The 19,163-nt window shown below is 73.6% G+C and carries 17 protein-coding genes and 3 pseudogenes; 8 read left to right on the forward strand and 12 right to left on the reverse strand.

Going from position 1 to position 19,163, the window contains the following annotated elements; genetic code table 11:
* The first annotated feature begins 1 nt into the window (after window position 1).
* Window positions 2–1,441 (forward strand): MocR-like pyridoxine biosynthesis transcription factor PdxR, encoded by a 1,440-nt coding sequence (gene pdxR, locus IE294_RS07915; protein ID WP_189883752.1) that lies wholly within the window; start codon window positions 2–4, stop codon window positions 1,439–1,441.
* 130 nt (window positions 1,442–1,571) lie between these two features.
* Here pdxR and IE294_RS07920 read toward each other — a convergent pair.
* From IE294_RS07920 to IE294_RS07930, 3 genes and pseudogenes are all read right to left on the reverse strand, one after another.
* Window positions 1,572–2,380, reverse strand: a pseudogene (locus tag IE294_RS07920) (SAM-dependent methyltransferase).
* Between the two features lie 86 nt (window positions 2,381–2,466).
* Window positions 2,467–2,721, reverse strand: coding sequence for a DUF397 domain-containing protein (locus IE294_RS07925; protein ID WP_171157330.1), 255 nt, complete (start codon window positions 2,719–2,721; stop codon window positions 2,467–2,469).
* The gene (locus tag IE294_RS07930; RefSeq protein WP_189883754.1) at window positions 2,722–3,582 is read right to left on the reverse strand and encodes a Sco1979 family transcriptional regulator; all 861 of its coding nucleotides are present in this window, start codon (window positions 3,580–3,582) and stop codon (window positions 2,722–2,724) included.
* Between the two features lie 175 nt (window positions 3,583–3,757).
* Here IE294_RS07930 and IE294_RS47375 point away from each other — a divergent pair.
* The 3 genes and pseudogenes from IE294_RS47375 to IE294_RS07945 all read left to right on the forward strand — a co-directional run.
* Window positions 3,758–4,465: pseudogene (locus IE294_RS47375) on the forward strand (ATP-binding protein); the annotation flags it as partial.
* Between the two features lie 557 nt (window positions 4,466–5,022).
* Window positions 5,023–5,460 carry a hypothetical protein gene (locus IE294_RS07940; RefSeq protein ID WP_189883758.1) on the forward strand — a complete coding sequence of 146 codons (438 nt, stop codon included), beginning with the start codon at window positions 5,023–5,025 and terminating at the stop codon, window positions 5,458–5,460.
* 299 nt (window positions 5,461–5,759) lie between these two features.
* A complete protein-coding gene (locus IE294_RS07945; RefSeq protein ID WP_189883767.1) occupies window positions 5,760–7,877 on the forward strand; it encodes an ABC transporter ATP-binding protein in 2,118 nt (705 codons plus the stop codon).
* Between the two features lie 15 nt (window positions 7,878–7,892).
* Here IE294_RS07945 and IE294_RS07950 read toward each other — a convergent pair whose 3' ends face one another.
* From IE294_RS07950 to IE294_RS07965, 5 genes and pseudogenes are all read right to left on the reverse strand, one after another.
* Complete coding sequence (locus IE294_RS07950) at window positions 7,893–8,069, reverse strand: DUF8839 family protein (RefSeq protein WP_189883769.1); 177 nt, start codon at window positions 8,067–8,069, stop codon at window positions 7,893–7,895.
* Between the two features lie 196 nt (window positions 8,070–8,265).
* The gene (locus tag IE294_RS07955; protein WP_189883771.1) at window positions 8,266–8,943 is read right to left on the reverse strand and encodes a DUF899 domain-containing protein; all 678 of its coding nucleotides are present in this window, start codon (window positions 8,941–8,943) and stop codon (window positions 8,266–8,268) included.
* A gap of 55 nt (window positions 8,944–8,998) precedes the next feature.
* Window positions 8,999–9,625, reverse strand: a pseudogene (locus IE294_RS47380) (amidohydrolase family protein); the annotation flags it as partial.
* Window positions 9,607–11,466: an FUSC family protein gene (locus tag IE294_RS47385; RefSeq protein WP_229917054.1), complete on the reverse strand. Its 1,860-nt coding sequence runs from the start codon at window positions 11,464–11,466 to the stop codon at window positions 9,607–9,609. The pseudogene IE294_RS47380 and the gene IE294_RS47385, both read right to left, overlap by 19 nt.
* A 127-nt stretch (window positions 11,467–11,593) precedes the next feature.
* Window positions 11,594–12,361, reverse strand: a complete 768-nt coding sequence (locus tag IE294_RS07965) for a nucleotidyltransferase domain-containing protein (RefSeq protein WP_189883773.1) — start codon at window positions 12,359–12,361, stop codon at window positions 11,594–11,596.
* 162 nt (window positions 12,362–12,523) lie between these two features.
* Here IE294_RS07965 and IE294_RS07970 point away from each other — a divergent pair, with 162 nt between their 5' ends.
* Entirely contained in the window at window positions 12,524–12,943 is a 420-nt protein-coding gene (locus tag IE294_RS07970; RefSeq protein WP_189883775.1) for a RidA family protein, read from the forward strand.
* Entirely contained in the window at window positions 12,940–13,395 is a 456-nt protein-coding gene (locus IE294_RS07975) for a GNAT family N-acetyltransferase (RefSeq protein ID WP_189883777.1), read from the forward strand. Before IE294_RS07970 ends, IE294_RS07975 begins: the two co-directional genes overlap by 4 nt.
* Before the next feature lie 423 nt (window positions 13,396–13,818).
* On the opposite strand, the gene IE294_RS07980 is transcribed toward IE294_RS07975, so the two are convergent.
* Both IE294_RS07980 and IE294_RS07985 read right to left on the reverse strand, forming a co-directional pair.
* The gene (locus IE294_RS07980) at window positions 13,819–14,541 is read right to left on the reverse strand and encodes an aspartate/glutamate racemase family protein (RefSeq protein ID WP_189883778.1); all 723 of its coding nucleotides are present in this window, start codon (window positions 14,539–14,541) and stop codon (window positions 13,819–13,821) included.
* A gap of 5 nt (window positions 14,542–14,546) precedes the next feature.
* On the reverse strand, window positions 14,547–16,004 hold the full coding sequence (locus IE294_RS07985) for an NCS1 family nucleobase:cation symporter-1 (protein WP_189883780.1): 1,458 nt from the start codon (window positions 16,002–16,004) through the stop codon (window positions 14,547–14,549).
* Window positions 16,005–16,171: 167 nt separating this feature from the next.
* Here IE294_RS07985 and IE294_RS07990 point away from each other — a divergent pair, with 167 nt between their 5' ends.
* A complete protein-coding gene (locus tag IE294_RS07990) occupies window positions 16,172–16,873 on the forward strand; it encodes a GntR family transcriptional regulator (RefSeq protein ID WP_189815549.1) in 702 nt (233 codons plus the stop codon).
* Window positions 16,874–16,895: 22 nt separating this feature from the next.
* Here IE294_RS07990 and IE294_RS07995 read toward each other — a convergent pair whose 3' ends face one another.
* The gene (locus IE294_RS07995; protein WP_189815550.1) at window positions 16,896–17,591 is read right to left on the reverse strand and encodes a uracil-DNA glycosylase; all 696 of its coding nucleotides are present in this window, start codon (window positions 17,589–17,591) and stop codon (window positions 16,896–16,898) included.
* 222 nt (window positions 17,592–17,813) lie between these two features.
* Here IE294_RS07995 and IE294_RS08000 point away from each other — a divergent pair, with 222 nt between their 5' ends.
* The gene (locus IE294_RS08000) at window positions 17,814–18,563 is read left to right on the forward strand and encodes an RNA-binding S4 domain-containing protein (RefSeq protein WP_189883782.1); all 750 of its coding nucleotides are present in this window, start codon (window positions 17,814–17,816) and stop codon (window positions 18,561–18,563) included.
* 78 nt (window positions 18,564–18,641) lie between these two features.
* On the opposite strand, the gene IE294_RS08005 is transcribed toward IE294_RS08000, so the two are convergent.
* Window positions 18,642–19,097, reverse strand: a complete 456-nt coding sequence (locus IE294_RS08005) for a DoxX family protein (RefSeq protein ID WP_189883783.1) — start codon at window positions 19,095–19,097, stop codon at window positions 18,642–18,644.
* Between the last annotated feature and the right edge of the window lie 66 nt (window positions 19,098–19,163).

Below are 19,163 nucleotides of genomic sequence, written 5' to 3' on the forward strand. Positions count from 1 at the left end.
CATGACGGAATCGTGGGTCAATTCCGCGGAGCGGATCGGTGCGGACCTGCACCTGGAGCTGTCGGGGCCGGGGGGCCGACGGGCGGCGCTGACCAGGGCACTGCGCGAGGCCGTGCGCGGCGGGCGGCTGGCGCCGGGCACCCGGTTGCCGCCGTACCGGTCGCTCGCCGCGGACCTGGGGGTGGCCCGCAACACGGTGGCCGACGCGTACGCCGAGCTGGTCGCGGAGGGCTGGCTGACCGCCCGGCAGGGTTCCGGGACGCGGGTGGCGGAGCGGGCCGAGCCGCTGCGTGACACCGTACGAACGCCCGTCGAGGCACCTTCGCGCGCGCGGGGGCCGGGGCACGACCTGCGGCAGGGGGCGCCGGACGCGTCGGCCTTTCCGCGGGCGGCGTGGGCGGCCTCGTACCGCCGGGCGCTCCAGGCAGCGCCGAACGAGGCGTTCGGGCCGGGCGATCCCGCCGGGCGCCGCGAGCTGCGCGAGACCCTGACGGAGTATCTGGCTCGCGCGCGTGGGGTGCGGACCGAGCCGGACCGGATCGTGATCTGCTCCGGTTTCGCGCACGCGCTGCGGCTTCTCTTCGGCCGGGGCGTCCGGGACGGACCGGGTGCGGGCGGGGTGCTGCGTGGTCCGCTGGGCGTGGAGGCGTACGGCTTGGGGTTCCACCGGGAACTGCTCGCGGCGGCCGGTGTGCGCACCGTACCGCTGCCGCTGGACGAGCACGGGGCGCGGGTGGACGCGCTCGGGCGCGAGCGGGCGGTGCTGCTGACGCCCGCGCACCAGTTCCCGACCGGCGGCCCGCTGCACCCGGAGCGCCGGGCGGCGGTGATCGGCTGGGCACGCGCGCGGGGGGCGGTGGTGCTGGAGGACGACTACGACGGCGAGTTCCGGTACGACCGCCGGCCCGTCGGCGCGCTCCAGGGGCTCGATCCGGAGCGGGTGATCCACATCGGGTCGGTCAGCAAGAGCCTGTCGCCGGCCCTGCGGCTGGGCTGGATGGTCCTGCCGCAGCGGTATGTGGAGCCGGTGCTGGCGGCGAAGGGCGAGCGGGAGGGGTGGGCAAGCGTGCCGGACCAGCTCGCCCTCTCGGACTTCGTCGCCCGTGGGTCGTACGACCGTCATGTGCGGCGTATGCGGCAGCGGTACCGGCGGAGGCGGGACCGGCTCCTCGCCGCGCTGGCCGCGCAGGCGCCGCACATCGAGGTGGCGGGGATCGCGGCCGGGCTGCACGCGGTGCTGCGGCTGCCGCCCGGCACGGAGCGGTCGACGGTGCGGGCCGCCGTGTGGCGGGGTGTCGCCCTCGACGGTCTCGCCGCGTTCCGGCATCCGCGGAGTCCGACGGATGCCGGCGACGGCCTGGTGGTGGGATACGCGGCCCCGGCCGAACACGCCTACGGGGCCGCGCTGGAGGCACTGTGCGGGGTGCTGCCGCCGGGGTGAGGCAGGGATCGCCCCGGGAAGCCGGAGCGAGGCAGCGATCGCCCGGGGAAGTTAGGGCGGGGCAGCAATCGCCCCGGGAAACCGGGGTGAGGCAGGGATCGCCCGGGGAAGCCGGAGCGGGGATCCCGGTCTATGGCTTGCGCGCCACCGCCCCGTACCCCGGGATGACGCCGTCGACCTGGCCCGGGACCGGTTCGCCCAGGTCGGGGTGCCACTTGTGGACGATCTCGACGCCGGGGTCGACCACGTCGAGGCCGGTGAAGAAGCGGGCGAACTCCTCGCGGGAACGCAGGGCGAGGGTGACGCCGGCGGCCTTCAGTTTCCCGACGGCCGCCGCCGACTCCTCGGGCGTGAAGTCGGCCGTGGCGTGGGTCGTCATCAGGTAGCTGCCGGACGGCAGGGCGGACAGCAGCCGGGAGACGAGGGCGTGCGCGCCGTCCTCGTGGGGGATGAAGTGGAGCAGGGCGACCAGGGAGAGGGCGACCGGCCGGTCCAGGTCCAGGATGCGCCGGGCGCCCTCGATGATCGCGTCCGGGTCGCGGACATCGGCCTGTAGGTACTCGGTGACGCCCACCGGGGTGCCGCGCAGCAGGGCCGCCGCGTGGGCCGGCACGATCGGGTCGTTGTCGCAGTAGACGACCCGGGCGTCGGGCGCGATCCGCTGGGCGACCTGGTGCAGGTTCGGCTCGGTGGTATGCCGGTGCCGATGTCCAGGAACTGCCGTACGCCCTGCTGGGCCAGCCGGCGCGTGGCGCGGTGCATGAACGCGCGGTTGACCCGGGCCATCACCGGCACCCGGGGGTCGAGGGCCAGCATCTGCCGGCCCATCGCCTCGTCGACGGGGTAGTTGTCCTTGCCGCCGAGATACCAGTCGTACATCCGCGCGGGATGCGGCTTGCTGGTGTCGATCTCGGTGGCCGTCGGGTCCTGCCCTGTCATGCGGCAGTCCGTAGACGTAGGACGCGATGGTTGATCAAATGGTGGTCACATTAAGGGAGTTGACTGATAAACAACACATGCCGGCGTCAGGACAGCAGGAAGTCGGCCTCCCCTGCCTTGGCACCCTCTATGAACGCGGTCATCTCGGCCGTGGTGTAGATCAGGGCCGGCCCGTCCGGGTCGGTCGACTGGCGCACGGCGATCCGTCCGTCGGCCAGCTTCATGGCCTCCAGGCAGTTGCCGCCGTTGCCGCCGCTCCAGGGCTTGTGCCACCCCTCACTGCCCAGTTCCCGCGCGGGCATGCCGTTGTAGACGTGTCCGCGCGGCTTGATGCGATCCATTCACAGCTCCTTGCGGAGATCCCGGAGGATCTCCTTCGTGCGTCGTGCCGTAGCGGCCTGCGCCGCCATGCGGTCCATGACCTCCAGGTGGGCAGCCACCTCGGTGCGCGCGTCGAGGTAGACGGCGCCGGTCAGGTACTCGCTGTAGACCATGTCCGGCAGTTCTGACATGGCAAATCGGAACAGCACGAAGGGCCCGTACGTCCCCGGGTGCGGCCCGTTGGCGAACGGGGCGATCTGGAGCGTCACATGGGGCAGCTTCGTGGCGTCGAGCAACTTGTCGATCTGCGCACGCATCACCTCCGGGTCGCCGACCGGGCGGCGCAGGGCGGTCTCGTCCATCACCACCCAGAAGCGGGGGGCGTCGGGACGGGTGAGCAGTTGCTGGCGTTGCATGCGCAGCGCGACGTGGCGCTCGATGTCCTCCGGGCTCGTCTGGCCGACGGCACCGGATTTCAGCACTCCGCGCGCGTAGTCCTCGGTTTGCAGCAGACCGGGGACGAAGTGCGGTTCGTAGGAGCGGATGAGGCTGGCCGCGCCCTCCAGGCTGACGTACATCGAGAACCAGCCCGGCAGGATGTCGTGGAACCGCTGCCACCAGCCGGGCTTGTTCGCCTCCTCGGCCAACTGGACGAAGAGCTCAGCCTCGTCGTCGGGGACGCCGTAGGCCTTCAGCAGCAGTTGGAGGTACGGGATCTTGAGGGAGACCTCGGCCATCTCCATGCGGCGGACGGTGGCGGGGGCGACACGGAGGACGCGGGCGGCCTCCTCGCGCTTCAGTCCGGCGCGTTCCCGCAGGTCCAGCAGGCGCCGACCGAGGACCACCTGGCCCACCGTCGGCGCGGACCGCGGTTCGCTCACGCTCCCACCTCCACCGAAAGTTCACTACAGCCCTGCGGCGCCGTTCGAAGATTCATTCGAAGACCGGGCCGGACCTCCGACGACTCCAATTGGCGCCGCGCGACGTGCTGTTGCGAGCAGTCTGCCACGAGCCCTGACCGAGTCACACAGCACTCTGCAATTTTCAGAGTGACTCTTGCCAAGTGTCCATGGCAGAGCGATAGTGGCAGGCGTGATTCCGTCCGCGCCTTTAGGAACAGACGCCGCCGCAGACCGTTCCGGTCTCGGCGCCGATGGGGGTTCCCCCGCGCGAGCCGGTTCGAACGTGGGGGAGGCAGCGACCTCCCAGGGGGGCACTGCCGAGCGCAGGTTCCGCTTCGAGCTGGCCGCACATCCCGGTTCCGTCGCCCGGGCCAGACGCCTGGCGCACGCTCGGCTGTCCGGCTGGGCGGTGTGCGCGGACACCTGCGACAGCGCCGCCCTGGTCATATCCGAACTGGTCACGAACGCGATCGTGCACACCGCGAGCGGCCGGGTCGTGTGCGAGCTGCACGAGCACGACGACATGGTGCGCATAGCCGTACGTGACGAGGGCTGTGCTCCTGGCGAACCCCACCCGTCTCCGCAGCGACCTGACGAGGAGCACGGGAGGGGGTTGCTTCTCGTCGACGCGCTGTGCCGGGCCTGGGGTGCCCAGGAGCACGGCTCCGGGCTGCTGGTCTGGGCCGAGCTGGCCCGCCAGGACGACGCCGTCGCCCCGGACGCCCTCGCCCCGGACGCCGCCGAGCCGCGCGACGACCTGGGCTGGGGCGCCCGCCCCAAGCCGGGCCGTCCGGACGACTCCGACAACGGCCGGCCGGCCGAGGCGAGTGGGCGGGTGGCGCCGGAGGAGGAGCGGGGTACGGCACCGGGGCAGCAGCACCGGAACGCCCTGCCGGGGGGACACCGGGACGCGTCCTTTGGACAGCACTGGGACGCGACCTCGGAACACCGCCGGGACGCCCTACCGGAGCAGCAACGGCGGACTCCTCAGCCGGACGGGCCTGGGAGGGCCGGACAGCTCGGGCCTGAGACGCGTGGGTCTGAGACGCGTGGGTCTGGAACGCGTGGGCAAGTCGGGCCTGAGACGCGGAGGCAGTTCGGGCCGGGTGCGCCCGGGTCGCACGGGCGGGGGGAGCCGGAGCGTCACCGGCACCTCCCCGCCGGGCAACCGCTGCGCCGGCTGCCCGAGCAGCACGGGTATGGGGCAGCGGAGCAACAGCCGCACGCTGGGGCTCCGAAGCAGCATCCGCACGCCGGGCTTCCGGAGCAGCACCCGCACGCTGAGGCTCTGAAGCAGCACCCGCACTCCGGGTATCCGGAGCAGCACCCGGACACTGGGCTTCCGGAGCAGCACCGGCCCCTCCCACCGGGCCAACACCCGCACGACACACCGGCGCCCCGCCTGCACGGGGAGCGGCCGTGACCGGCGGGCGGCCCGGTGGCAGCCAGGAGCACGCCATCGGTCTGGACACGCTGGTACGGCTGCAACGCCGGCGCCCGGCCCCTGATCCGGGCCACCGTCTGACCCTGCCGGACGGCATGACGGCCCCGCTCGGCTGCGACGCCGTCGCCGTGCCCGACCGCCTCGGCCCGCTCGTCGTACCCCGGCTGCCACGGCTGGGATGCGTGTACGCCGACGGCTCCCACTGGTGGTGGATCGTTCCGTCGGACTCCGACTACGCCCTGCCCTGGCCGTCCCCGGCCCACTACGCCGTCGGTGCCCTGGTCACCGGCCCCACCCGGCTCATCCATCGCCCGGACGGCACGGTTCCGTACACCCCGCCGATCCCGCTGTACCTGGCCCTGTGCCGGGTGACGGGAACGGCTCCGGACTGGTCACGGGCGGTCTCGGCGTAGCCGTTGCCGCCCGGGTGCCGGCCGTCGCCGCCGTCCCGGCGCACGTGCCGTCCGGCGCCACCACCGCTGCCCCAGCCCGAACCACCACCGCTGCCCCAGCCCGAACCACCACCACCCTCACCGCCCAGGCCCCGGTCCCCCAGCCCCCGTCAGGTCCCCACAGGCCACCCAGCGCCCGCCCACCGCGCCGCTGACGCGGATCGTGCTCCCTCCGCGCCCCTCGTACGTCTGCTCGCGCCCTGCCGAGCCGGGGTCCCGGCCGGAATAGTGGCCGTTCGGTCGGGGTCCGGGAGGTCACGGTGCGGAAGAAGCGGGAGGCGGCCGAGCCGGTGGTGTCGGCGTCGGAGCGGCTGCTGTTCGGCGGACCGCTGCGGTACGACATGGGCTGGAACCAGCACGCGGACGCCTTCCTCGCGCTGACCTTCCGCGCGATGCTGACCCGGCTGCCCGGCATGCTGTCGTCCAGTCTCCGGCTGGCCCGGCAGGCGGACGCGCGGGCCGCGCGGGTGGTGCTGGCCGCCGAGGCGGGCCGGGGCGTGGCCCAGGCGGTGAGCCTGCTGGCCGTGAACAACGCGCTCGGCAAGCTGCTCACCGGCCCCGACATCGAGCAACGGCTGCGCGCGGCCACCCCCGCCCTCGTCGTGATGGCCGTCGTGACCCTGGTCGCCGCGCTGCTTCGGGCCGCCTCCGTCTACGCCACCGGACGGCTGGAACCCAAGGTGGAGCGGGTGGCGACCGAGCTGTACCTGGAGCGGGCGGCGAACGTCGAGCTGGCCGCGATCGAGGACCACGCCTTCCACAAACTGCTGGACACGGCGCAGTACGGCGCCCGGTCCGCCCGGCACATGATCGGCTACAGCGCCCGGGTGATCAACGCGATGATCTCGCTGGTCGCCGCGGCGGGCGTGCTCACCGTGCTGCATCCGGCGCTGCTGCCCCTGCTGGTCACCATGACCCTGCCCAGCGCCTGGAGCGCGCTGACCAACGCCCGGCGCCGCTACGAGTCCTTCCACACCTGGGTGCAGCACGCGCGGGCCGGTCAGTTGATCAGCGGTCTGCTCACCGAGCCGACCGCCGCCCCGGAGATCCGGGTGCACGGTGTGGGTCCGTTCCTGCTGCGCCACTTCCGGTCCATGTCGGAGACCGCGGAGGCGGAGCAGGCCCGGCTGTCGCGGCTGGCCGCGCGGACCGGTCTGATCGCCGCGGCCTGGACGGGCCTGGCGACCCTCGCCACGTACGCGACGCTGGGCGCGCTGCTGCTCGCCGGCGCGATGGCCCTGGCGGTGGCCGGTACGGCGGTGATCGCGATCCGCACGGGTGCGGCGAGCCTGGACACGCTGGTGCTGGAGATCAACCAGCTGCACGAGGAGGCTCTGTTCGTGGGCGATCTCCAGCGGCTGTACGCCGCGGCGGCCGAGCGGGCCATCCCGGCGGGCGGCGAGCCGCTGCCGGAGGACCCCCAGGAGATCCGCTTCGAGAACGTCACCTTCAGTTACCCGCACGACGAGCCGCCGGCCGAACCCGAACAGCACCCGACCGGTGACCACGCAGCCGCTGCGCCTGCGACCGTCCCCCACCCGACCGGAGAAGCCGCGACCCGAGAACACCCGACCGGAGAACACCCGACCCGGGGAGACCCGCCCGCAGACCACCCGCCCGGCAGGCCCCCGAGCGGCCCCGCCCCCCGCCCCGCCCTCGACGATGTCACCCTCACTCTCCCCCTCGGCCGGATCATCGCGCTCGTCGGTGAGAACGGCTCGGGCAAGACCACGCTGGTCAAGCTGCTCGCAGGGCTGTACACGCCGGACCGGGGCCGGATCCTGTGGGACGGCGTCGACGCGGCGCGCGCCGACCGGCGGCTGCTCGCCGAGCGCATCGCGATGGTGGCCCAGGACTTCAAGCGCTGGCCGTTCACCGCCCGGGTGAACGTGGCCGTCGGCCGCTCCACCGCGCCGATGACCGAGGAACGGCTGGCCACGTCGATCGCCGAGGCGGGCGCCGAGGACGTGGTCGCGGACCTGCCGCGCGGCCTGGACACCCTGCTGGCCCGGAACTTCAGCGGCGGACACGAGCTGTCCGGCGGCCAGTGGCAGCGGCTCGGCATCGCCCGGGCGGCCTACCGGCGCGGGAGCATCCTGATCGTGGACGAGCCGACGGCGGCGCTGGACGCGCGGGCCGAGCTGGAGGTGTTCGAGAAGATCCGGGCGCTGGCCGGCGGCGGGCAGACGGTCGTCCTGATCACCCACCGGCTGGCCTCGGTCCGGCATGCCGATCTGGTGCACGTGCTGGAGCAGGGGCGCCTGGTGGAGTCCGGCACCCCGGAGGAACTGCTGACCAGGGGCGGTGTCTACGCGGAGCTGTACTCCCTCCAGGCGCAGCAGTTCACGGCGCGAGTGCCGGCCCCCAAGCCGGCCTGAGTGCCCCGGACCGGCTCAGTCGACCCTCTCGCCACCGCGGACGATCACCAGGAAGGTGTCCGTCGCGAGGTCCATGACGACCTCGGCGGGCAGGCCTTCCAGTCGCCGCGCGTGCGCGAACTCCTCCGCGGGCCAGGAGCCCCGGGGACCACCGGCGGGAAAGCGTTCGAGCACCGTTCGCCCGTTCACCATCTCGCACCTCCAGGAAGCGTCGTACGTGTAGGGAGTTAACGCCCTGGAGAGGGGAAACGGCTCGGTCAGTGACGGGACTGAGACATTGTCGACACCGGGTCGGCGCGGACCGTGAGGATCCGTTCACCTTGTGACACGAACCGCACGCTCCGTATCAGTGGTCGAACAGTCCGTGTCGGCATCCGCACCTCCAGCATCAGTAGTCGTACTCGTCATGCAGCCGAAGCGCCTCGCTTCCGGCCGGGCTGCGGCCGAGTGCGGTCAGGTCGAGCAGGGCCGTGGTGGTGCCCAGTCCGTCCAGCCCGTCGTCGTAGACGGAGTAGGTGTGGAAGACCCGGTCGCGGTCGCGCAGGAAGCAGCTCAGGCCCGGGCGCTCGACCAGCTCGCCGCCCGACTCGACGGTGGCCTCGAAGTCGCGGTTGAAGTCGCGGCCGGAGCCACGGTCGCGGTCGCCGCCGTCGCCGTGCGCCGAGGAGTACCAGGGCATCGCCCACCCCATCCGGGCCTTGAACGGCAGGATCCGGGTGAACGGTGCCCGGGAGACGACCGCGAAGGAGGTGTTCCGGGCGCGCAGGTGGGCGAGGTGGCCGACCTGGTCCAGGAAGGCCGCGCAGCAGGGGCAGCCGGTCTCCCACTCCGGGGCGAACATGAAGTGGTGGACGACGAGCTGGGTCCGTCCCTCGAACAGGCCGAGCAGGGTGGCCTTGCCGTCGCCGCCCTCGAAGACGTACTCCGGGTCGACCTCGACCATGGGCAGCCGCCGGCGCTCGGCGCCCAGCACCTCGCGCACCCGTCTGACCGCCTCCTCCTTGCGCAGCAACTCCTCGCGCGCCGCGCGCCACTGCTCGCGCGAGACGATCTCCGGGTACGACATGGGCCCTCCTGTCCGACGGTCGGTTCAGGGTGGTGACCGCCGGCGGCAGCGGAACTCATCGCGGGGGACGGAGGATTTTTCGGCCAAGTCCTGCCCGGCTTCCGGCCAGGAGCGGGCTGGAGCGCGCCCGCCGGCTGCTCAGGTGTCGTACCTCCTGGAGGCGTCGCCCGTGGTCGCGTGCGGGCAGCCGGTCCGTCAGTTCCCGCACGAGCGCCGGTCCGTCGAGGGTGGGCAGTTCGCGGTCCCGCATCGGCACGCGGCCGTCGACGAGCGTCGTGCGGACGTCGGCGGCGCTGGCGCTGTGCACGAGGGTGGCGACGAGGTCGTGCACCGGCCGGGTGTGCGGGCCGGTGCGGTCGACGAGGGCGGTGTCGGCGCGCCGGCCGGGTGCGAGGGTGCCGACCCGGTCGCCGAGCCCGACCGCGCGGGCGCTCTGCCGCGTGGCGTGGCGCCGGGCCTGGCGGGAGGTCAGCCGGCGCGGTCGCCCCCCGGCGGACTTCTGGATCAGGGACGTCGGCGCCATCGCCTCCCACACGTCGAGGGAGTCGTCGAAGGCGGCGCCGTCGGTGACGCGGCCGACCGGGACGCCTGCCGTGCGCAGGGCCCGTACCGAAGTGGTCGTCGGCCAGGCGAACCTGAGGCAGCCGCGGGGCGCGGATACGGCTAAGCGGCAGCCGCCGCGCCCGCCGGCTCCCGCATCCCCCGCCGCTCCAGCTCCCCCAGCGCGTCCCGGAGCCGGCTCAGGTGCCGAGGGGTGAGCCGGCCGGTCTCGTCGAGGTGCACGGCGCAGGCCGTGGTCGTGTCCACGAGCCGTTCCAGCACCTCGGCGACGGCGTCCGTGCCCTCCGTGTGCCGGGCGAGGGCGGGCAGTTCGGCGGCGGCGACGGCGATGGCGGTCCGGGCCTCGGCGAGGGTCCGGTAGGCCTCCCGGCGCAGCGCCCACCGCTCGGCGCGGTCGCCGGACTCGCCGAGAACGTGCAGGAGATAGGCGTCGGCGGCGCTGCCGGCCGCGGCGAGCCGGGCCCGTACCCCGCCGCCCCGCTTCCCCGGCATCGGCAGATGCCCCACGACCAGCACGAGCGCGCAGGCCAGCAGCGTCTCACCGATCCGGCTGACCGAGGCCTGCGGCTCCCCACCGGCCATGACCAGGGCGAGGACGAGGACGGTGACGGCCGCGGTGAGCGCCGCGAAGTGCCGGGTGGCGACCGGTATGACCGCGCCGCTGACCGCCACCAGCGCGATCAGTCCGGCCGGGCGGGGCAGCAGCGCGGCGAGCCCGGCGAACACCAGGGCGCCGAGCACGGTCCCGGCGGCCCGGCACAGCACCCGTGAGGCGAGCGGGCCGAGGTCGGGCTTGACGAGGAAGACGGCGGTGGCGGGCAGCCAGTACCAGTGCTCGTGCTGTCCGTACCAGCGGGCGTGGTGCAGGGCCTGGGCGATGGCGGCGCTGGCGCCGAAGCAGAGGGCGACGCGCAGCCCGTACTCGCGCCCACCGGTGCCCAGGGCGGCCCGCAGGGCGTGCCGGAAGCCGCGGCGGCGGCCGAGCAGCCCGCGGTGGGCGCCCTCGCCCCGGTCGAAGGCGTCGGCGGCGCGCAGCAGGGCGTCGTCCAGGGCGCGCAGGGCGGGGGCCGACCGGTGCGGCGCGGGCAGCGGGCCGGTGCCGGTGTTGCCGCGGACGGCGGCGGCGAGCCGCCGGGGGCCCTGCGCCGCCCGCGCCGGCACGGCTTCTCCCGCCCAGTACAGGGCGGTCGCGGCCTCGGCCAGGGGCAGGGCCGCCGCGAACCGGGCGTGCAGCCGGCGTTCGGCGGCACAGCCGGCGTACCGGCGCAGCCGGGGTCCGGCGAGGGCGTCCTGGGCGTGGTCGAGCGCGGCAGTCAGCGCGGCCCGCCGGGCGGTGGCGTGCTCCCCGCCCACGGCGTCGACGAGCGCGGCGATGGCGTCGTACACATCGGCGACCGCCTCCCGCTCGCCGTCGAACCGGAAGTCACCGGCGAGCGAACCGGGGGTGGGCAGGGCGAGCCGCAGTGCCAGCAGCCAGCCCGCGCCGGCCAGGAAGGCCAGGGCCCGCTGCCACCCGCTCTCGGCCGCGGGCATCCCGGCGCCGATGGCCGCGGCGACGAGCAGCTGGGTGCCGGCGGCGGAGGCTACGGGCCCGACCGCGCTGATGCCGCCGGCGACCAGTCCCAGCCCGGTGAGCGCGAGGGTCAGCGGTACGGCGGCCAGGCCCTGCCCCGCGTACGTGCCGAGGAACAGCCCCAGTGCCCCGGCCAGTGCGGGCACCCCGAGCCGCTTCACGGACGCGCGCCGGCTGCCGGGCCGGTCGTTGATGCCGGCGAGCATCGCACCGATGGCGGCGAGCACACCTGAGGCCGTCTGCCCGCCGAGCATGCCGGCCAGCAGCAGCGGCCCGGCGGCGAGCGCTCCGCGGCACACGGCGCTCCAGGGAACGGGACCGCGCTGGGCGCGGAGGGCATGAGCGAGCCAGAGGGGTACAGCACGCCGCGACACGGGGCTCCTGTTCATACGAGGGCGGGGATGGGCCTTCGGACGACGGTGGCCGGTGGAGGTACCTCCACAGTAGATCGCGTTCCCCGCGTGAACGGTGCGCTCACGTTTCAGGCAGGTGAAAGGTGCCGGGTGCGCGGTTTCTTTATGAACGCAACGCCTCGGCGATGATGTCCTCGGCCGCGGTCACGGCATCGGCCAGGGCGCCGGGCTCGGCCCGCAGCGCGCCCACGACCGCGTCGATCCCCCGCAGCCCCGCCCGCTCCAGGAGGCGCTTGTCGTTGGTCACCCATGCGCCGCGGGCCGCGAGGACGGCGTGGGCGGCCTGGGTGGCGGCTGTCGCCAGGGCGCCGGCGGTTTCGGTGAGGCGGGCGTGGGGGGCGTGGTGGGCCTTGGCGTAGGAGAGGGTGGCGCGGGCGGTGCCGGACCAGCGGTCGAAGGCGGTGCGGCTCAGTGCGGGTGGGTAGCCGGCCGGGCGCGGGAGGTCGCCGCGCAGGACCTGGTTGAGCGCCAGTTCGGCGACGACCAGGTAGGTGGGGATCCCGGCCAGGTGGAACAGCAGCGGCTCCACCCGGAAGCGGCCCTCCTCCGCCTCGGCCAGTTCGTGTGCGACGACGTCCAGGTCCCGGTAGTGCACGTCGACCCGGCGTCCGTCGATGGTCAGCCAGGCTCCGCCGTTGAAGACACCGCCGCCCCAGCCGCCGATGTCGGAGACCTTGCCCGGCCAGCCGAGGGCGCGCAGGTCACCGGGGTCGAAGGGGCCTCGGTAGTAGACGGCCAGGTCCCAGTCGCTGTCCGGGCGGTGGGTGCCCTCGGCGCGGGAACCGCCGAGGGCCACCGCCCGCACGGTGGGCAGGGCGGCCAGGCGGTCGGCGGTGGTGGCGAGGAAGTCGGCGTCGGAGGACTGCGGCATGTCCTCAGCCTGGCGCAGCCGCACCGAAGTCCGCTCCTGGAATTCCGGCGAGCACCTGCCAGGGGCCTGGACGCGCGCGTAATTCGGATGCGGGCAGGCCCGAGAAGGCCCGATCATCGGAAAGTTGCCCGCCGACCGTCGTCGTTCGAGGAGCCGCTCACCGTGATCCGGCGCGTCACCGCCCCCGCCCTCTTCCCTCCGCCCGCCTACTCCCACGCCTCCGTCGTCGAGGCCGGTACGAAGCTCGCGTTCCTCGCCGGGGCCGTGCCCCTCGACGAGCGGGGAGAGATCGTCGGCCCCGGCGACCCCGTACGGCAGGCCGAGCAGGTCATCGCCAACCTGCGGGAACAACTCCGTGCCGTCGGCAGCGACTTGGCGCACGTGCTGGCGACGGACGTGTACGTCGTGAGCGGTGAGCCCTCGGTGCTGTCCGAGGTGTGGGAGGTGGTGGAGTCCTCGGGGCTGAGCACGGGCCCACACTCCTCCACCCTGCTCGGTGTCGCCTGCCTCGGCTACACCGGTCAGCTGGTGGAGATCACGGCCACCGCCGTGGTGCCGGAGCGGGCGGGAGACGGCGGATGACGGAAACGGTCGTCCTCCGTCGCGCGGTCGCGGCGGACGCCCGCGCCGCCGCCGACGTCTATCTGCGCTCCTTCGACGCCGCGCTGCCGACGGTCGTCCGGCCGCACACCGACGACGAGGTCCGGGACTACATCCGGGACGTCGTGGTGCCGCTCCGGGAGACCTGGGTGGCCGAGGCGGCCGGGGCCGGGGTGGTCGGCCTGATGGTCCTGGACGGGGAGTCGCTGTCCCAGCTGTACCTGGACCCGCGGTGGCGGGGGCGGGGCATCGGGGACCGGTTCATGGCACTGGCCAAGGAACGCGGTCCCCAGGGCCTCAGCCTGTGGACCTTCCAGGTCAACAAGCCCGCCCACCGCTTCTACGAGCGGCACGGGTTCGTCGCCGCCGAGTACACGGACGGCAGCGGGAACGAGGAGCGGGAGCCGGACGTCCGGTACGTCTGGCGTCCGTGACGGTCGCATCGGGTACGCATCTCGTGCGTGACGGTCACGTCGGGTACGTCTGGCGTGCGTGACGGTCGCGTCCGGTACGTCCGGCGTGCGTGACGGTCACGTCGGGTACGTCCGGCGTGCGTGACGGTCGCGTCCGGTACGTCCGGCGTGCGTGACGGTCACGTCGGGTACGTCCGGCGTGCGTGACGGTCGCGTCCGGTACGTCCGGCGTGCGTGACGGTCACGTCGGGTACGTCCGGCGTGCGTGACGGTCACGTCCCGTACCTCTGACGCCCGCGACAGTCACCTCCCGTACCTCTGACGCCCGCGACAGTCACCTCCCGTACCTCTGACGCCCGCGACAGCCACGTCCCGTACCTCTGACGCCCGCGACAGTCACGTCCGGTACCGGGGCCGCCCGCGCCGGGAGTCGTGGGTGCCGGCTCACCCCGCCGGTCGCCCCCACACCCTCCCCTTGGGCAGTGGCCGTGCGTAACCGCCCGCCCGGCTCGTCGTCAGTCCCAGCCCCACCAGCGACTCCGCGAGTCTGACGGCCGCCCCGACGCCGTCGACCACCGGCATCCCCAGCTTCTCCCCCACCGCCCGGTGCAGCCCCGTCATCCCGGCGCAGCCCAGGACCAGGACCTCGGCGCCGGCTTCCCGGGCGCGTTCGGCGGCGGCCAGGAACGCCGACTCCGTGCGGGCCTGGTCCTGCGCGAGGTCGAGCACACCGAGGCCGGTGCCGACGACGGCGGCGCAGTTGCGCGCCACGCCCGCCGTCTCCAGGCTGTCCTCGATCAGGCCGCAGGACCGGTCGAGGGTGGTGACGACGCCGTAGCGACGCCCGAGGAGACAGGCGAGGTGGGCCGCGGCCTCGGTGATGTCCACGACCGGTACGTCCACCAACTCCCTCACGCCTTCCCGCCCGTGCTCCCCGAACCCGGCCAGCACGACCGCGTCGTAGGCGGGGCCGTCGTACGTCCGCAGCGCGTCGAGGACGGCCGCGGCGGACAGATAGCTGTCCAGCCAGCCCTCGGCGGACTCGGGGCCCCAGGTGGGCGTCAGCCCGGCCACGGTGGTGCCCGGACCCGCCGCGGCACGGGCACCTCGGACGATCTCCTCCGTCATCTGCCCCGTGGTGTTGCAGTTGGTGACGATGATCCGCACGTCCGTCAGCCCTCCTGCCCCGCCGTCGCGCGTTCCCGTCGGCACAGCGCCGCATACACACCCGCGGCGAGGGCCGTGCCGATGAACCAGGAGTAGGGGGAGACGTCACTGAAGCCGTGCACGAGCGCGAGGACGGCGGCGACCGCGGTGGCCGGCAGGAACGCCCACAGCGCCTTGGGGTTGACCCCCCTGCGGTAGTGGTACGCGGTGCCGGGCCGGGCGTCGAACAGCGCGTCGACGTCGATCCGGCCGCGCTTGACCCAGTAGTAGTCGACCATGATCACGCCGAACAGCGGGCCCAGGAAGGCACCGAGTCCACCTAGGAAGTAGTTGACGACGGTCGGGTTGGAGAAGAGGTTCCAGGGGGTGACCACCAGGGCCGCCACCGTGCTGATCATGCCGCCGACCTTGAAGGTGATCTTCTGCGGCCAGACGTTGGCGAGGTCGTACGCCGGTGAGACGAAGTTGGCGACGATGTTGACGCCCATGGTGGCGATGGCGAAGGTCAGGGCGCCGAAGACGAGCACCCAGGTGTTGCCCACCTTGGCGACCAGCTCCGCCGGGTCGGTGATGGCCTGCCCGAACGCCTCCAGCGAGCCCGCCGTGACGATGACCGAGACGACCACGAACGCGGTGGAGTTGATGGGCAGTCCCCAGAAGTTGCCGCGCCGGACGGTCCGGTCGTCGGGCGCGAAGCGGGAGAAGTCGCAGAAGTTGAGCATCAGCGTGCCGTAGGTGGCGAGGATGAGCCCGATCGCGCCGAACCACTGGCGCCACTGCTCGCCGACCGGGACCGGGTGCGGGGTGGAGGTCAGCGAGATGCTCCAGTGGGCCTTGGCCAGGACCCACAGCGCCAGCGCGATCATCACCAGCCAGATCGCCGGACCGCAGAAGTCCTGGAACTTCCGCACCGACTCCATGCCCCGGCTGATGATCAGCGCCTGGAGGAGCCAGAGCGAGACGAAGGAGATCCAGCCGAGCGCGTCCAGGCCGAGGAAGGAGGGGTGCGTGAGCGACTCCAGGCCCGGCCAGGCCGCCAGCAGCATCACATTGACGGCGACGGAGGCCAGATAGGTCTGGATGCCGTACCACATGATGGCGATCACGGCCCTGATCAGCGCCGGGATGTTGGCGCCCCAGACGCCGAAGCTGATGCGGCTGACGACCGGAAACGGCACGCCGTGCCGCTGGCCGATCCGTCCCATGCGGTTCATGCCGGCGTAGATCAGCACGAAGCCGACGAGGAGCGCGGTGAAGACCTGCCAGACGTTCATGCCGAGGACCAGCAGGCCGGCGGCGAAGGTGTAGTTGCCGAGGTTGTGGACGTCGGACATCCACATGGCGAACAGGTCGAAGACCTTCCAGTTCCGCTGCTCCGCGGGAGCGAGGTCCTCGTTGACGAGGCGGGGATCGGGGACGAACGCGGGGGCGCCGGTGGCTGCGGCGCGGTCGGCCAGGGACACGGGACCTCCATGGGCGAGGGGACGGAGGACGGCGGCTCTCCTCGAGTGCCGGACGAGCGCGTTTGGTATACCAAACTGCCGTCATGGTCCCGCCGTCAAGCGTTCGGACCGATGTCGTCGCCGTTACGGCCCCGTAAAAGTCCCCCGGCTTCGGCGAAGATGGGCCCATGACCCCCACGACGAGCCCCGGAAGGGCGAAGACCGAACCCCTGGGCGCGGTGCGCGAACGCGTCCTGGCGAGCCTGCGGGAGGACATCATCGCCGGGCGCCTCGGCCCCGGTGACCGGCTCGTCGAGCGGGAACTCGCCGAGCGGTTCGGCGTCTCGCGGGTACCGGTGCGGGAAGCGATCCGCGCCCTGGTCGCCGAGGGGTTCGTCCTCTTCGAGTCGGCCCGCCGCACGGTCGTACGCCGGCTCACCCCCGCCGACGTCCGCGAACTCTTCGAACTGCGCGAGGCCCTGGAGGTCTACGCGGCCGGGCTGGCGGCGTCCCGGGCGACCCCCGAGGCCCTGGCGGAGCTGCGGGACCTGCTCGACCAGGCGGCCCGGGCGACGAAGGAGGACGACGCCGAGGCGATCACGGACATCAACACGCGCTTCCACGACCGCGTCCTCGCCATGGCCGGCAACAGCCTGCTGATCTCCGTCATGGAACCGGTCGACGGCCGCCTGCGCTGGCTCACCCGGCGGAACGAGGAGTGGCCCCAACTCCTCACCGAGCACCGCGAGTTGTACGACGCCATCGCCTCCGGCGACCCCGACCGCGCCCGCGCCCACGCCCTCGGCCACGTCCGCGCCAACTACCGCTCGACGGTGCGGCACCTGTTCGGACCGGACCCGGCGGACGCCCCCGGGACCGACGCCGGCTGAGCCAGCCCCGCGCCCGCGAGCGCTACGGCAGTCCGGCCGCCTCCGCCGCCGTGCGCAGTACCTCGCGGAGCATGTCGGCGGTGAGCCGGCCGGTGAAGGTGTTGCGCTGGCTGACGTGGAAGCAGCCGAAGAGGTCCAGGCCGTCGAGCGCGACCCGGGTGCCGTGGGCGAAGGCCGGGCGAGGGCGGGGCACGGTCCAGCCCGCCTCCGCGAACGCGGGCAGCGCGGCCTGCCAGCCGAAAGCGCCGAGCACGACCACGGCCCGCAGGGTCGGCCGGAGCAGCCTGAGCTCCTGGACCAGCCAGGGCCGGCAGGTGTCGCGCTCACCCGGCGTCGGCTTGTTGGCGGGCGGCGCGCAGTGCACGGGCGCCGTGATCCGCACGCCGTACAGCTCAAGCCCGTCGTCGGCGCTGACGGATGTGGGCTGCGAGGCGAGCCCCACGTCGTACAGCGCCTGGTACAGCACGTCTCCCGAACGGTCCCCGGTGAACATCCGGCCGGTGCGGTTCCCGCCGTGCGCGGCCGGGGCCAACCCGATGATCGCCAACCGCGCGTCGGCCGGCCCGAACCCGGGCACCGGCCGCCCCCAGTACGTCCAGTCGGCGAACGCGGCCCGCTTCGTACGGGCCACCTCCTCACGCCATTCGACCAGCCGGGGGCATGCCCGGCAGTCCGCGACGCGCCGGTCGAGCCGGGCGAGGGCACTGCTGTCGTCCATACGGCCACGGTATGCCGTGCGGACGGTCCGCTGTGGAGAGGCCGGGCGGGGCGGGACCCGCGACACGGCCGGCGCCCGGTGCGCCACCGCCACCGGCGCCGAGGCACCAGCCGTCCAGGTCCGGCTCCGCTGGCGAGCCGGGACACGGGAGCGGCGAGGGCCTACCGCGGCCACCGCGAAAACGCTTCCGGGTCCGTGGGCCCGGGGCGTTAAGGTCGGTGCATGGCTACCGATGACGCGGACGAGAACGTGGACCGTGGGACCGCCGAGGGAACCGGCGAGCCGGGCGCGACCGCCCCCGCCGCCGACCGATCACTCGATCCCAAGATCGCCGCCGCGGTGGCCGCCGCCGAGGCCGCCGGGCCCGCCGACGGCGAGACCGTCCGCATCGACAGCTGGATCTGGGCCGTCCGCCTGATCAAGACCCGCTCCCTCGGCGCCGCCGCCTGCCGGGGCGGGCATGTGCAGGTGAACGGCGAGCGGGTGAAGCCCGCCTACTCCGTGCGCGTCGGCGACGAGGTGCGGATGCGACACGAGGGCCGCGAACGGATCGTGATCGTCAAGCGCCTGATCCGCAAGCGGGTGGGCGCTCCCGTGGCCGCCCAGTGCTACATCGACAACTCCCCTCCGCCTCCGCCCCGCGAGGCCATCGCCCCCGCCGGTCTCCGCGACCGCGGCACCGGCCGCCCCACCAAGCGGGACCGCCGCGAGCTGGAACGCCTCCGCGGTGTCGCCGGCCCGAGCATCCCCGCGGGCTTCCCCGGCTTGACCGAACTGGGCGGGTCCGGCGCATCCGGCGGGCCCGGCGGCCGTGGCGGGCCGGGCAGCCGTGGCGGGTCCGGCGGACGCGGCGGACGCGGCGGCTCCGGTTCTTCCGGCGGACGCGGTGGCTCCGATGGACGCGGCAGCTCGGGAGGCTCCGGCGGCTCGGGAGGCTCCGGCAGCGCGGGAGGGCGACCGCACGGACGCTGAGCTGCCGAGACCGGGCCCGCGCCAGGCCGTCAGCTGCCGCGTCAACCGGAGCCCCTCACCCGGCCGACCGCACCACTGTCACCGTCGGCCCAGCAGCCGCAGCAGCTTCCCGTTGTGCGCTCGGCGGGTCCAGGCGATCAGGGCGAGGGGGGCGATCAGGATCAGCGGGGTCGCCGCGTTCTGGCCGTCGAATGCGGTGACCTGGACGATGAACGCCCCCACCATGAGCGCACTGAGGGCGATCGCCGCCACGGATTGCAGCACCGGGACCAACAGCGCTATCGCCCCGGCGAGTTCGAGCGCGCCGATGATGTACATGGCCCCGCTGCCCCAGCCGATTCTGTCGAAGGACTCGACGGCCGTGGGGTGCGCCATGAGCTTGGGCAGGGCGCTCGCGATGGCGTAGAACAGCGCGAGCAGCACCTGCACCACGCGCAGGGCGACCCGGGCTCCGCGCGCCCGGCCGGTGAGCGCGCCGGCGGAGACCGCGGCGGGCGTCGTCGTGGAGCTGACGGGGACGGTGGTCTCGGACATGACGGTCTCCTGGTGAAGCGGTCCCGATTACTGTCACCGAGGCAGACCGCCCGGCGGTCCGGAACT

The organism is Streptomyces canarius (assembly GCF_014650735.1).
GTDB lineage: Bacteria > Actinomycetota > Actinomycetes > Streptomycetales > Streptomycetaceae > Streptomyces > Streptomyces olivaceoviridis.